General features: G+C 32.7%; 14 protein-coding genes. All 14 read right to left on the bottom strand.

The window, feature by feature from the left end; all coding sequences use genetic code 11:
- Positions 1-7: 7 nt before the first annotated feature.
- The 14 genes from CDO51_RS04140 to fliQ are packed head-to-tail and all read right to left on the bottom strand — an operon-like array spanning position 8 to position 14,402.
- The gene (locus CDO51_RS04140) at positions 8-1,813 is read right to left on the bottom strand and encodes a FapA family protein (protein WP_089023040.1); all 1,806 of its coding nucleotides are present in this window, start codon (positions 1,811-1,813) and stop codon (positions 8-10) included.
- Between the two features lie 18 nt (positions 1,814-1,831).
- Positions 1,832-2,584 (bottom strand): FliA/WhiG family RNA polymerase sigma factor, encoded by a 753-nt coding sequence (locus tag CDO51_RS04135; RefSeq protein WP_089023039.1) that lies wholly within the window; start codon positions 2,582-2,584, stop codon positions 1,832-1,834.
- 2 nt (positions 2,585-2,586) lie between these two features.
- Positions 2,587-3,066, bottom strand: a complete 480-nt coding sequence (locus tag CDO51_RS04130; protein WP_089023038.1) for a chemotaxis protein CheD — start codon at positions 3,064-3,066, stop codon at positions 2,587-2,589.
- Entirely contained in the window at positions 3,053-3,682 is a 630-nt protein-coding gene (locus CDO51_RS04125) for a chemotaxis protein CheC (RefSeq protein WP_089023037.1), read from the bottom strand. The genes CDO51_RS04130 and CDO51_RS04125 overlap by 14 nt, the downstream gene beginning before the upstream one ends.
- Before the next feature lie 14 nt (positions 3,683-3,696).
- Positions 3,697-4,185, bottom strand: coding sequence for a chemotaxis protein CheW (locus tag CDO51_RS04120; RefSeq protein WP_240503481.1), 489 nt, complete (start codon positions 4,183-4,185; stop codon positions 3,697-3,699).
- Positions 4,186-4,202: 17 nt separating this feature from the next.
- Positions 4,203-6,281, bottom strand: coding sequence for a chemotaxis protein CheA (locus tag CDO51_RS04115; protein WP_089023036.1), 2,079 nt, complete (start codon positions 6,279-6,281; stop codon positions 4,203-4,205).
- A gap of 15 nt (positions 6,282-6,296) precedes the next feature.
- Entirely contained in the window at positions 6,297-7,385 is a 1,089-nt protein-coding gene (locus CDO51_RS04110; protein ID WP_089023035.1) for a protein-glutamate methylesterase/protein-glutamine glutaminase, read from the bottom strand.
- Positions 7,369-8,043: a flagellar brake protein gene (locus CDO51_RS04105; RefSeq protein WP_089023034.1), complete on the bottom strand. Its 675-nt coding sequence runs from the start codon at positions 8,041-8,043 to the stop codon at positions 7,369-7,371. The genes CDO51_RS04110 and CDO51_RS04105 overlap by 17 nt, the downstream gene beginning before the upstream one ends.
- 37 nt (positions 8,044-8,080) lie before the next feature.
- A complete protein-coding gene (locus CDO51_RS04100; protein WP_089023033.1) occupies positions 8,081-8,866 on the bottom strand; it encodes a P-loop NTPase in 786 nt (261 codons plus the stop codon).
- Complete coding sequence (gene flhF, locus CDO51_RS04095) at positions 8,859-10,154, bottom strand: flagellar biosynthesis GTPase FlhF (protein WP_089023032.1); 1,296 nt, start codon at positions 10,152-10,154, stop codon at positions 8,859-8,861. The genes CDO51_RS04100 and flhF overlap by 8 nt, the downstream gene beginning before the upstream one ends.
- 1 nt (position 10,155) lies before the next feature.
- On the bottom strand, positions 10,156-12,210 hold the full coding sequence (flhA, locus tag CDO51_RS04090; RefSeq protein WP_089023031.1) for a flagellar biosynthesis protein FlhA: 2,055 nt from the start codon (positions 12,208-12,210) through the stop codon (positions 10,156-10,158).
- 18 nt (positions 12,211-12,228) lie between these two features.
- The gene (flhB, locus tag CDO51_RS04085) at positions 12,229-13,308 is read right to left on the bottom strand and encodes a flagellar biosynthesis protein FlhB (protein ID WP_158212312.1); all 1,080 of its coding nucleotides are present in this window, start codon (positions 13,306-13,308) and stop codon (positions 12,229-12,231) included.
- A 31-nt stretch (positions 13,309-13,339) separates the two neighbouring features.
- Positions 13,340-14,113 (bottom strand): flagellar biosynthetic protein FliR, encoded by a 774-nt coding sequence (fliR, locus tag CDO51_RS04080; RefSeq protein ID WP_158212311.1) that lies wholly within the window; start codon positions 14,111-14,113, stop codon positions 13,340-13,342.
- Positions 14,114-14,135: 22 nt separating this feature from the next.
- Entirely contained in the window at positions 14,136-14,402 is a 267-nt protein-coding gene (gene fliQ, locus CDO51_RS04075) for a flagellar biosynthesis protein FliQ (protein ID WP_089023028.1), read from the bottom strand.
- Positions 14,403-14,404: the final 2 nt, after the last annotated feature.

Raw genomic sequence — 14,404 nt, 5'->3', positions numbered from 1 at the left:
CACCTCTTTACTTAACAGGACCTGAAGTAATCTCCCCTTCTTCAGATAATTTGTAACAGATCGCACGCTGTTCATCTTTAATATTGGTACTAATTTCACCAATTACTATTTTAACCCCTGGGTGAATTGTTTTTAGAACTTTAACTACACCTTTTTTACTCTCTTTAACTAAATCTGTTAATGCATCATTTTCATTATTTAAACTTTCTTGAGCTGTTATTAGGTGAGATCTAGTTCTTTGTAATCTAATTAACATATTCTCTTTTTCTTGTGGCAATTGGCCTAACTTTTGTTTAGTTTTTTGCAAAATTGCTATGGCTTTATCAGTTTTTTCTATATTATCTTTTGTATTTTTAAGGTCCTCATATATCTTCGCTTTCTTTTCTCGCGTTTTTGGATCTAAACCAACTTCTATTTCTGTATTAGTTGCAAAGTTAGATCCCATTATCTTGCTAATTACTTCTTCATTAGCAGATATTTCTCCTCCTACTATTAGACCTTTTCTTCCTTCAAATGCATAAATACTATTACCTTTTACATGGCTATGTAAAATCCCTTCTACTACTCTAACATCTCCACCTGCTTCAACAGTTGCATTTTCGATAAACTTACAAGTGACTGAACCTTCAGCTTTAATTTTCCCTTTATTCCTACCCTGCATTCCACCTTTTATGTCAACATTTCCTCCTGCTTCTATGTAACAACTATCAATACTTTCTTTAATTAGGATATCTCCTGCAGCTTTTACTTCCAAACCACTTGTTACTTGTCCTTTTACTATTACATTACCAACAAAATCTATATTTCCTGTAGAAACACCAACATCACCACTCACCTCATAAACAGGAAATACATTAATAAGTCCATCAGCATTCATACTCACCTGGCCATCGATCTCAGCTTGTAAACTCATTTCATCTTCACTTAAAACAGTATGTTTACCTGCTTTTATTCTTTTATCTTTTCCTTGTTTAGGTGGTAGAGTCTTATTAAAAATATCTTTACCTGGTGTTCCTTCACTTGGTGGTTCTTTAGTAGCTAGAACATCTCCAGATTTTACATTTATAATATTATCTATATTATAATAATCAACACTACCGTCTTCCTTCAATACAGGTTTTCTTTCTTTTTTTTCAAAGTGAATTTGTATTTTTGCATCTTCACCATCTACGGGTTCTTTGCCTTGAGCTATGACCTTATACTCACTATATGTACCATTCTCTACATAACGGTTTATAGCTTCAAAGTCTACATTGTAGGTGATATTACGCTTATTCAATTCTTGGTAAATTTCGTCTCTAGAAATTTTTTTCCCTCTACCTTGTGGAAGCGCTACATTTAAAAGTGCTTTCATATTTTGATCTTTTACTTCTAAATCAAAACTACCATCGATTATATGCTCTGAAACATATTCCAACACATTTTCTTTAACTCCATCAGCACGACGAACGATTTCTTTTAATTCCGGTTCACTTGTAATTTCATATCCTTGAGATTCAAGGTACTCCTTAACTTCCTTCCAAGTAATATATTTACCTCGATTTTCTGGAGGATAAACCGATAAATAAATCCCTTCGTTTTCTTCATAAAGTTTAAAATATCCACCAATACTGGTATCAATTTCTAAATTGGTGTTAACAACATTTGTAACTTCTATAGCATGGCATTGTGAGCCAATTCCAAAAAACCCTTTCTTCTCTTTTCCTAAATCATTATACTCTAAAGAATCTATATCACATTTTAATGATTCAGCTGCAATGGAGAGTGCTTCTTTTAAGTCTTTCCCTTTAAATTTTTTGGGTAGTTCTCTCATTTAACCACTCCAAACTTTTTAAATATCCCACTTCTTATTGGTTAATTTCCCACGAAGCCTCATAATACCTTTTGAATGTAATTGACTTATACGTGACTCGGAAAGATCCATAACTTGAGATATTTCTTTCAAAGTTAATTCTTCATAATAATATAGTGATAAAACCAATTTTTCTTTTTCAGGTAAAGAATCAATTACTTTACCAAGTTGGTCTCTAATATCTACTTGATTTAAACACTTTTCAGGGTTAGGGCTATTTTCATTAGGATATACATCTTGTATTCTAAGCTGTTTATCTTGGTTAGAAATGAAATCACTAAGATAAGTAGGTACTATCCAGGAAGCTTCTTTCCATAACCTTTCAATCTCTTCAATTGGCTTAGATAGTTGTTCTGATATCTCTTGATTAGTTGGTGCTCGTCCCAATAATTTTTCAAGTTCTTGACATTTATTATATAATGTTCTCACTTCATCTCTAATTCTTCTAGGAACAAAATCGAACTCTCTTAGCCCATCAAGTATTGCACCACGGATTCTAATACGAGCATATGCAGCAAACGGCACACCACGAGTAAGGTCAAATTTATTTATTGAATCTATTAATCCAATCACTCCAAAAGAAATCAAATCATCTCGACTAATCCCTGGTGGCGTACCGTAACTCATTTTATCCACTTGTTTTTTTATGAGGTATGTATAATCTTCGACTAGCTTTTCAAGAATTTTTCGATCGTTTTTTTCTTGATACTTTTCAATTAGGTTATGGTCCACTTTTACACCTCTTTAACCCCTTGATTAACTGTTTTAATTAATAGTCTGCCAGTATTACAATATAGATCTATTGTCCTTCCATAATTCCCACCCACATCTTCAGCTAACAATTCAATATTTAAATCATTCAATATAGTTTTAACAGCTTTGATGTTTCGTTCCCCTATCTTCAAAAGCTCACTACCTCCTGAAAATTTGAACATCTGAGCCCCACCTGCTATTTTAGAAACTAACTTTCTCTTTTTTCCACCTTTCTTTTCTATTTCTTCAATCAAGTCAATTATACCTGTATCAGCATATTTAGCCCTTTTAAAAGTTCTTTTATTAGGACTTTCAGGAAGCATTATATGAACCATTCCTCCAACATTAACTGTTACATCATATAACGTTATTCCTACACATGAACCAAGTCCTGAAGTTCTTATTATGCTATCATTTGTACTGACCCTCATATCTGCAATTCCTACTTTAAGAATCTCCATAGCTAATCCCCAAAGAATTCAAGATTTTTGGAAAAGATTCATTATCAGGTATAAGAAAGAAATGCCCGCGAATTTTATCGCCCTCATAAAGGAATTCAGTACCAATTAATATTACATGTTCACTGATATCCTCATCAACCTGAAATAGAATCACTTCAAGTATTGCTCCAGCCATATCTACTGAAATAGCAGGAATAGAAGGAACAACCTTCAAATTTGTCATATTACCAAGAGCATTTAAATAAGAGCTAGATACAATATTACCAGTTTCCATCAAAGCAGATTGTGCCATTTCATCTAATTGATCTTTTTCATCACTAAATTGTTGGCCCATCAAAATTTCAATTAGTTTTTTCGCATCATCATGTTTAAGTAGTAACATTAAAGAGCCAGGAGCTTCCCCTACGATATTAAGATAAACTCCTGCAACTAATTCTTCTGGCCCTCCAACAACTTCAGGAACTTGGGTAAATGGGAGGATTTTAACTTCTGGTACAGTCATGTTTATTGATCTTCCTAGAAACTCAGAAAGTGCAGTTGTAGCATTACCCGCACCTATATTACCTATTTCTTTTAGAACATCGATATGAATATCCTCTAACTTAGTATCGGACATATTAACTGCACCTCTCACGCATTGATTTTTTTAATTTGATTAACTTCATCTTTGTTCAGTACTTCGGATAACTTAAGTAAAATTAATAGTCTATCATCCATTTTCGCAACTCCATCCAAATATGTACTCTCAACACCACCAATAATTGAAGGAGCTGGTTCTATAGCATCTTCCGGTACTTTAACAACATCAGAAGCAGAGTCAACTATCATACCAACCATTACTTCTTCTATCTTGACAGTAATAATTCTTGTTTCATCAGTTGCTTCTATTTCTGGTAAATTAAGTCGCTTTCTAAGATCAATTATCGGAACAACCATACCACGTAAATTAGTTACACCTTCAACAAAGTCCGGTGCATGAGGTACACGAGTAATATCTAGCATACGCTCTATAGTCTGTACTTGTAAAATTTCTACTCCATATTCTTCATCACCTAAATTAAACACTATAAATTGATGTTCAGTATTTTGTGACACTTTAGCATTCTTTTCTTTAGACAAATTAGACTACCTCCTTTTTAAAATAACATAGAGTTAATATCGATAATAAGCGCAACTTTACCATCACCTAAAATAGTTGCCCCTGTAAAGCCTTTTACATCAGCTAAAAAACTACCTAAAGATTTAATAACAACTTCTTGTTGCCCTATTAATTCATCAACAATAAGCCCAGCTTTTTTATCGCCCTTTCTTACAATAATCGCAAATTTTTCATCACCTTCATGCTTATCGGTTTTATTTGGAACATCTAATACGTCCTGTAAATTAATTAATGGTACTAAGCTATCTCGTAACTTAATTACTTCATGTTCTCTTACCTTTTTAATATCATCTTTTGTTAAGATTGTAGTTTCTTCAATTGATGCTAAAGGTAAGGCATACTGCTCATCACCTACATTAACCATTAAAGCTTGGATGATTGCTAATGTTAAAGGTAATTGCATAGTAAATTTAGATCCCTTATTAACTTCACTGTCAAGCTCTACTCTACCTCCAAGGTTTTCTATTTTACTTTTAACCACATCTAAACCAACTCCACGTCCAGATACTTCTGAAACTTCATCTGCTGTACTAAATCCTGGGGAAAAAAGATAATTAATAACATCCGAGTCAGGTATCTGTGAGCTTTTTTGACTATCTAATAGTCCTTTAGCAATTGCTTTTTCTCTGATCTTATCAGGATTAACCCCTTTACCATCATCACCTACTTCGATTACAACATTATTTTCATTATGGTAAGCTTTGATATAAACAGTTCCCTTATCAGGTTTATCTAACTTTTTACGTGTTTCTGAATCTTCTAATCCATGATCTATAGCATTTCTAATCAAATGCATTAATAAATCACCAATTTCATCTATTAAAGAACGATCAAGTTCAGTTTCTTTACCTTCAATTATTAAATTTACATCTTTATCAAGTGTTCGTGACAGATCTCTAACCATTCTAGGAAATCTATTAAAAACTTGCTCTAAAGGTACCATTCTAACTTTCATTACTACATTTTGGATTTCACTTGTAATTCTACTAAACTGTTCACTTGTTTTTACTAGCTCCGAAGTTTCTTTATTGTGGGCGACCTGTTCTAATCGTGTTTTATTAATAACTAATTCACTAACTAAATTCATGAGCTTGTCTAAACGCTCAATATCAACTCTGACGGTTTTACCTGTTTTAATACTCTGGGAATCTTTTTGTTCAGTTGGTTCGTGATGATTATTTTCTTGGATTTCATCATTATTTTTTTCTTCTTCAGTCTCATGATTCGAATTAACTTCTTTTTCAGAAGAATTTTCAGCTTTTAAATAAGCTACTTCAACATCTTCAATTTCAGATATTTGTGTGATTTCTTCTATCAACTTTTCTTGTGATTCTTTTGTTACAACTACTAGTTCAATTTGATTTTTAAAATCTTCATCTTCAATAGCTTCAACTTCAGGCTGAGATTTAATGATTTCACCATTAGACTCTACTTTTTGAAATACCATAAAAGCTCTTGCACCTTTTAAAAGAACGGATTCATCAAAAGTAACTCTTATATAAAATGGAGTATATCCACCTTCTTTAGCTGAAGTTATTAAATTTGATTCATATTCATTTAAATCTATTTCTTTTGATTTGATTTCTCCTGTAGTTTTGACATTTGAGTTATCGCTTGAAGCAGCTATTTCTACATTGTGTAAGTCTTGTTTGTCATTATTACTTTCTTCATTTCCAACATCATTAAAAGCATGTTCAAGTTTTTCTTGCATACTTGAAAAGTCAAGTTCTATCTGATCTCCCTGTGACAATTTGTTAACAAATTCTTCTAACGCATCAGCACCTTCTAATAACAAGTCTATGATATTAGAGGTGATTTTTTTTTCACCTTGTCTAAAGCTATCTAGTATATTTTCTAATTTATGTGTATAATCTGCTAAAGCTTGATATCCCATAGTTGCAGCCATACCTTTTAATGTATGCGCCGATCTAAAAAGACTATCAAGAGTGACATGATTCTCTGGATTTTGTTCTAAATCAATTAAGTTTTGATTCATCGCCTGTAAATGTTCCCTAGCTTCGTCTATGAAGACATTTAAGTATTGGTTATTATCCATCAATACACCCCCTAATTAAATGAGTAATTTTAGAATTCGTGGAGCTATATCTGGCAAAGGTATGATTTCGTCTACGACCCCTGTATTAATAGCAGCCTTGGGCATTCCGAAAACGATACAACTTGACTCATCCTCAACAATAATGTATGCTCCATTTCTTTTTAATCTTTTCACACCACGAGCACCATCATTTCCCATCCCTGTAAGGATTACTCCAAACAAGTCTACTTTTTGCATTTTTGAAACTGACTCAAATAATGTATCTACACAAGGTCTAAGCCCTTTCACTGGTGGGCTATCATCAATTTTAATTTGCCATCTACTCAAACTAGAATTATCAGTGAAGGCTGTTCTTTCACTAACAGACATATGGTAATCACCAGGAGCTATATATACTCTTCCTCTCATTAAAGGTTCACCATCTTGAGCTTCTTTAACAGTCAGGGATGATAATTTATCAAGCCTTTCACCCATTAGTTTGGTAAAACCAACAGGCATATGTTGAACAACTAAAACACAACCAGGAATATCCTTTGGTAATTTAGGAATAACTTCTTGTAAGGCTCTCGGTCCACCAGTAGATGACCCTATTACTAAAACAAACTCATTACCCCCAACTTTTTTATTAGAAACATCAGTTATAGTATCAAGTTTCTGTTCATTTGCCGTTTTGTAAGTATTTTCTGTTTTGGCATGATAAGCAGCTCTTATTTTATCAGTTAATCCATTTTGGACAGATTTAATATCTAATGATATCGGGCCAGAAGGTTTACTTATAAAGTCAACAGCTCCAAGTTCAAGGGCTTTTAAAGTCTCTTGAGATCCTTTTTGCGTAAAAGAACTAAGCATTATCACAGTAGGTGGCCTTGAAAGAAATTTTATCCTTTTCAAAGTTTCTATTCCATCTAAAATTGGCATTTCAATATCTAGTGTAACAACATCAGGCGCATATTTTTCTATATATTCTAGAGCTTGTTCACCATTCCTAGCTACTTTAACAACCTCTAAATCTTCTTCGTTATGGATCATGTCAGAAATGACTCTTCGCATAAAAGCAGAGTCATCAACTACAAGTACATTAATTATATTATTCTTGCTTTTCATTAGAAAACCTGCCTTTTGATCGTAGTTTCATTTGTTCACTAAAAATAAATCTTACTATTTTGTCTTGTTTATCTTGAGGTAGTGAAAGAAACTCAACACCATAATGATATATTCTCACCTTTGTTGTTTCAATTTTCTTTGTATGTACTATTCTTCCAAAACACGTTATTTCTTCAGTGGATCGTTTAGATCCCTCTTCGATATCTAACTTCAAGTTTAATTCTAAATATGATTCTACTGGTATTATTTCTTCTGTAGCAAGTTTAAGTCCTCCACCACTAATATCTAATGCATGAGCTAATTTAGTTTGGCTTATTTCTTCCTTACAATTATCATCTAGTATTTTAAATTCTACTTCCTGTTTTTTCTCAAGTCTAAAAAATTGACGCCTTTGTATTTTATGTAGCTTTTCAGGCCTTTTAACCTTAAATAATGGGGTCGGTGTTGTTGTTACTTCTAATACCTCTCCTCCAAAATTATAAACAGCTCCTTTATGTGTGATATATATATTAACGTTTTTTCCTTCAAATAAATATATTATTCGCCCTTTCTCTATTGGAGTAGCAAAATAAATAACATCAGAGTTCAAATCCTCGATATGACTTGAATAATCTTTACCATCAATATGTATTTTTGCTGATAAACCAACTTTAAACATATTAATATTCCCCTTTTCTATAAATCAAATTGCATGATTACATATATCTAGACACTAATTTTCTAGCTAAACTTCTGATAGATATACCTGATGGTGTAAATGGTTTAAGTAAAAGTGCAGGCTGTTGTTTTCTTATGCTTTCAGTGATTATCTGATCCTCATGTATGTAACCAAATAAGTTGATTTCACTACCAACAAAGTGTTGTAAAACTTTGTTTATTTTTTTCCATGTAAATTGTGCTTCATTTTCAGTTTCGCATTTATTCACTACTAAATGCAGATCACTTAAGGTTCTTTCATATATCAATGATTTTATAAGTGCATAAGTGTCAGTTATAGCAGTTAGTTCAGGTGTAGTTAGAACTAGTGATATATTACTAAGATTTATTAATTTAAAACCCAATTCACTAACCCCTGCACCTGTGTCTATTATGATGAAATCATAATTTTCTTCTTCACATATATTTTCTATAAAATCAAAATTGATAGTTTCTGTATTTATATGATTTTTTCCACCACATAATAAACTAATTCCAGGTGACACTTCAGTGACAGCTTGTTTCCACTCTATCTCTTTCTTTAATAGATTTTCAAATTGGTTGTTTGCCTTTATTCCAAATAAAATATCCAAATTATATAAACCAAAGTTACCATCAACTAACATCACTTTTTTTCCTAGATCTTTTAGTGCTAGTGCGAGGTTAACAGTAAATGAACTTTTACCTACTCCACCTTTACCGCTTGCAACTGTTACTACGGTCGTTTTAGATATTTTATTATTTTTTTTAACTAATTTTCGTAAATTCTCAGCTTGATCACTCATAATATTCACCTAGTATTTGTTTGATTATCGTATTAGTTTGATACACTTCTAAGTCATCAGGAACATTTTGCCCTGTTGTTATATAAGAACATCCTACCTCATACTCAGATAATAAGTTGATTAAATTTCCCCAATGATCAGTTTCATCAACTTTAGTTAAAATAAAACTACTAAAGTTAATATTACGATACTTTTCAACTATGTTGACAATATCTTTATATCTAGTCCCCATGCTAAGAACTAAATAAAGTTCTTCTGGGTTACAATTTTCTATAAACCCCTTTAGTTCTGTCATTTGCATTTCATTTTTATGGCTTCTACCTGCAGTATCAACCAAAATCACATCTTTATCACTAAATTTATCTAATCCTCTTTGTAATTCTTGCGGAGTTAACACAACTTCAACAGGTAAACCTAAAATATCTCCATAAGTTTTTAACTGCTCAACAGCTGCTATTCGGTAGGTATCAATAGTTATAAGACCTACTTGTAGTTTATCAACTAATGTATATTGAGCAGCTAATTTAGCTACTGTTGTGGTTTTACCAACACCAGTCGGACCGATAAGTGTAATTACTTTGGGTCGTTTTTTGGAGTTTGTCTCAATTAAATCTGATTCCAGTAATGCTCTAAGTTGAGTCTTTAATTGAGCTTTAAACGCACTTGAATCATCCACCTGTTCTTGTGACAATTTGTTCATAGTTTGTTTTATTAACTTTTGAGCTAGCTCTTCTACAATTTCTTGTTCTAGTAATAATTCATAAAATGCATTGGCAACTTTAGGTAGACTTGATTGAAAAGAAGTCATTTTAAATTCAGTCATCATATTACTAATCATATCTTTCGTTTGGCTTAATTCTGTTTTGATTTCATTGATCGATTCATTATCACTAGATTTTTCATCTATCTTGTTTTCATTACTGTTATCTTTTTTTACATTTACTAAACTATTAGTTTCTAAAGGTTTGAAACTATCTTCATTGACTTGTTTTATCGCTCTATTATTTCCTTTTTTGGTGTCAATTTCTTTCTGTCTTTTTTCAATAATTTGTTGTAATTCAAACTGCTTGTCTTTAGAACTCCCTACTTTATCAAAAGAGCGCTCATTCTTTGGTTGCTGTGTATCAAAACCTACAGTAACTTCTAGCATTTTTTTCCCAAAAAAACCAAATATGCCGCCTTTTTTTACTTTTTTTGTTCCTAAGATAATTGCATCATTACCTAAATCATTTTTGATTTGATCAATAGCTTCTTTTTCAGTATTTGCGAAATATTTTTTTACTCTCATTTTATATACTCACCACCCCAACAGATTGAGCTTCAACCTGTGGCTCTAGCTCATGATAGGAAACTACAGTTAAATTTGTAAAAACGCCTTCCGTAAGCCGTTTAAAATACAGCCTTACCATAGGAGATGTTATAACGATCGGATGTATTCCTTGCTCATTTAGTTGTTCATAATAGTTTTGTAATTGTTTTTGAATTTTTTGAGTTATCTGTGGTTCAATTGAAAGATAGTTACCATGATCAGTCTGTTTAATAGATTCCGAAAGTTTTTGCTCAAGTTCAGGACTTAGTGTGATCACTTTTAGAGAATCACCTTGTAGCTCTTTTAATTTATTTGTTATCTCTCTACTTAAATTTTGTCTTACATATTCAGTTAACATATCTGTATCCTTTGTTATTGCTCCATAATCTGTTAGTGTTTCGGCAATTGTTAACAGATTTCTTATCGAAACACCTTCTTTTAATAAGTTAGACAATACATTTCTAACCTCACCTAAACTTAGTACATTATCGACTAGTTCCTCAACTACAGCCGGATAACTCTCTTTTAGGTTTTCAACAAGCTCTTTGACTTCTTGACGTCCTAATAATTCATGAGCGTGCCTTTTTATAATCTCTGTTAGATGAGTTGCAAGAACTGAAGGTGGATCAACTACAGTATACCCACTCATTTCCGTGTGTTCACGCTGGTCCTCATCAATCCACATAGCAGGTAAATTAAATACTGGCTCCTTTGTCTGTGTACCTACAATATCTAAATCTTCTGGTTTCTCATCCCCAGGTATCATTACCAAATAATGATTAGGTAAAACTTCTTCACGAGCTACCTCAACCCCTTTTATTTTAATACAATATTCATTAGATGAAAGCTGGATATTATCTCGTACTCTAATTACTGGGACAACTATACCAAGTTCTAAAGCAACCTGTCTCCTTATCATAGTAACTCGATCAAGTAAATCTCCACCCTGATCAGGATCTGCTAGTGGTAATAAACCATAACCAAATTCAAATTCAATAGGATCTATCTGAAGTAAAGACATTACATTTTCAGGACTTCTATATCCTTCAGCTTCTTCTTCCTTAGCGGCTACTTCTTCCTCTTCAGGAGACGGCACTTTTTCAATCACAGTAGTTTTAATGTGATAAGCTAATATTGCCATTATTAAACCTAATAATAAAAATGGAAGTGGTGGCATTCCTGGTAATATTCCTACCATAGCAAGAACTCCTGCAACTATAAAAAGTACTTTTGGATGAGCTAATATTTGACTTATAACATCTTCACCCAAATTAGAGTCAGATGCAGCACGAGTAACCACAATCCCAGTTGAGGTTGAAATTAATAATGCAGGAATTTGGGTCACCAATCCATCTCCTACTGTAAGGAGAGTGAATGTTTGTAACGATTCTTGAAAGGTTAATCCTTGCTGGGCCATACCAATTACAAAACCACCTAGGACATTTATGACTGTTATAACTATTCCTGCGATTGCATCACCTTTAACAAATTTACTTGCACCATCCATAGCACCATAAAAATCTGCTTCTTGTTCAACTGCTTTACGTCTCTCTCTTGCTTGTTCTTCATTTATTAAGCCTGAGTTAAGATCAGCATCAATTGCCATCTGTTTTCCTGGCATTGCATCTAATGTAAATCTTGCTGTAACTTCAGAAACACGTTCAGCACCTTTTGTTATAACTATAAACTGAATCGCAACCAAAATTAAAAAAATGACAAAGCCTACAAGGGCGTTTCCACCTACAACAAATTCACCAAATTGTTGGATAACTTCCCCTGCATCTGCATTTAATAAAATTAGCCTTGTAGATGAGACATTTAAAGCAAGTCTATATATCGTTATTAATAACAGCAGTGTCGGAAAAATTGAAAACTGTAAAGGCTCTAATGTATACATTGAAACCAATAAAATAGTTAAGGCCAATGTTATATTAACTACTAATAATATATTTAATAATTCCGGTGGCACAGGCAAAATTAGCATCAATACTATTGCTATTACTGCCAGTACAAATATTAAGTCTCCGTGGCGCATAATTATGATCACTCCATACTACGATCTTTTTAAACGATAGACAAAGGCCAATACTTCAGCTACCGCTTTATACAAGTCTTCAGGAATTAATTCTCCTAATTCAACAGAAAAATATAAACTCCTTGCTAATTCCTTGTTTTCAACTACTACAACATCATTATCTTTTGCTATTTCTTTAATTTTACCAGCAATATATCCTTGCCCTTTTGCTGTCACAATAGGTGCCGTGCAATTTTCATCATACTTCAAAGCTACTGCTAAATGTATTGGGTTTGTTATAACAACATCTGCCTCAGGTACTTCGTTCATCATCCTATTTTTAGATATTTCCCGTTGTTTCTCTTTCATTTTAGATTTTACTTGTGGGTCTCCTTCAGTTTGTTTATGCTCATCCTTTACCTGTTGTTTTGTCATCTTAAGGTTTTGTTCATGATCCCACACTTGATAGACATAGTCTAGTATGCTTAACCCAACCAAAGCAAGGCTAACACGAAAGATAAAAGTCCAAGTCAGGGAACCAACTTCTCTAGCTATTTGTATTACAGGCATATTAAAAAAATATGGAAAATGATCCATCTGATTAGTAAACAGAACATACGCAATAAATCCAATTACAACCATTTTAAAAATCGACTTAGCTAGTTCTACTATAGCTCTTTTACTAAAAATCTTTTGAAAGCCCTGAATAGGGTCAAGTTTTTCTAGCTTAGGCTTCAAAGGTTCACCCGTCAACATTGCCCCGACTTGCATAATATTTGTTATTACACCTATTAGAATCGCAACAAATAAGATAGGTAAAACAAGAATCAAACCTTCTATAATCATTTCGATAATTAGAGAATGAATCTCATTAATTGTAAAATCTACTGAATTAATGTTAGACCAAAATTCAGAAGTGAAATTCATAAGTCTATCAAAAGTATAAGGTATAATAACATAAAAAGTAGCAAAAGTTGCTATCAAAAGTAAAGCCGATGTTAGTTCAGTACTTTTTGCAACTTGTCCTTTTTCACGTGCTTGTTTTCTATGTTTAGGAGTGGGTTTTTCTGTTTTTTCTTGATTAAAAAGTTGTAAATCAAATCTTCTATAATGTTTCATATATTCATCCCACACCTCTATCCTAAAAAGCTTATAAACTATCAAGAAAGTTATAAATACCATCCCAGATATGTTCGAATATAGTTTCCAAAATCATATTATAAAAGGGTAACATTAACATCATAGCCAAAATCCCAATAAAAATTTTCACAGGAAATCCAATTATGAAAACATTCATTTGAGGAACAGTTCTAGCTAAAACACCTAAGGCTATATTGGTCAAAAACAATGTCCCCAGAGCTGGTGCACTTACCTGTACTGCTAATACAAATACCGTTGATATTAGTTCATTCATTACAAGCGCACCTGAATCTAACTGGGCTATTTCACCCATTGGGAAAAATTCATAACTTTGATAAATTGTACGAATCAATAAATGGTGTCCGTTAATTGATAAAAATATAAGTATAGCTAAGATATATTTAAAATGCCCTGTCAAAGGAACCTGCGTTTCATATTGGGGATCCATAACATTAGCCATAGCAAATCCCATTTGCATATCAATTATTTGTCCCGCAATATGTACTGCTGAAAAAAATATATTTGCAATTAACCCTATACCAATCCCAACCATTAGCTCCATGAAAATAGCTAACACTATATTCATCAAATCTAGTTGTGGTACAGTTTCAGACCCAAAAAGAGGTACAAAAACCAAAGTAATAACTATACTAAAAGCCACTTTGATTTGACTTGGGAGATAATTACTGCCAAATATTGGGGCGGACATAATCACACCAGTTATTCTAGTTAAAAGAAGAAAAAATAAAATAATTTGTTGTACTAGTACAAAAGATAGTTCCAATTCAATTTACCTCCATCTCTAGTTAGATGAATTGATGTATATTAGAAAAAAGATCGCGTGCAAATTCAGTGAGTAATGTATACATCCAAGGACCAAAAAAGATTATTGCAGTCAAGACTGCTACAATCTTTGGTACAAACGCTAACGTTTGCTCCTGAATTTGAGTTGTAGCCTGAAAAATACTAACTAACAACCCCACCAACAATGCAGAAGCTAGCATAGGTCCGGCGGCTAATAGTACTGTGACTAGTGCTTCTCTACCTAAATGTAGTACAAATTCTTCTGTCAATT

It is taken from the genome of Natranaerobius trueperi (assembly GCF_002216005.1).
GTDB lineage: Bacteria > Bacillota > Natranaerobiia > Natranaerobiales > Natranaerobiaceae > Natranaerobius_A > Natranaerobius_A trueperi.
This window is presented reverse-complemented; position numbering and strand designations above follow the sequence as displayed.

Coding starts and splice junctions, on each gene's coding strand:
- CDO51_RS04130 (WP_089023038.1), bottom strand. CDS start 3,066: ATGGAGATTCTTAAAGTAGGAATTGCAGATATGAGGGTCAGTACAAAT.
- CDO51_RS04115 (WP_089023036.1), bottom strand. CDS start 6,281: ATGGATAATAACCAATACTTAAATGTCTTCATAGACGAAGCTAGGGAA.
- flhA (WP_089023031.1), bottom strand. CDS start 12,210: ATGCGCCACGGAGACTTAATATTTGTACTGGCAGTAATAGCAATAGTA.
- CDO51_RS04100 (WP_089023033.1), bottom strand. CDS start 8,866: ATGAGTGATCAAGCTGAGAATTTACGAAAATTAGTTAAAAAAAATAAT.
- CDO51_RS04105 (WP_089023034.1), bottom strand. CDS start 8,043: ATGTTTAAAGTTGGTTTATCAGCAAAAATACATATTGATGGTAAAGAT.
- CDO51_RS04140 (WP_089023040.1), bottom strand. CDS start 1,813: ATGAGAGAACTACCCAAAAAATTTAAAGGGAAAGACTTAAAAGAAGCA.
- flhF (WP_089023032.1), bottom strand. CDS start 10,154: ATGAGAGTAAAAAAATATTTCGCAAATACTGAAAAAGAAGCTATTGAT.
- flhB (WP_158212312.1), bottom strand. CDS start 13,308: ATGAAACATTATAGAAGATTTGATTTACAACTTTTTAATCAAGAAAAA.
- CDO51_RS04125 (WP_089023037.1), bottom strand. CDS start 3,682: ATGTCCGATACTAAGTTAGAGGATATTCATATCGATGTTCTAAAAGAA.
- CDO51_RS04110 (WP_089023035.1), bottom strand. CDS start 7,385: ATGAAAAGCAAGAATAATATAATTAATGTACTTGTAGTTGATGACTCT.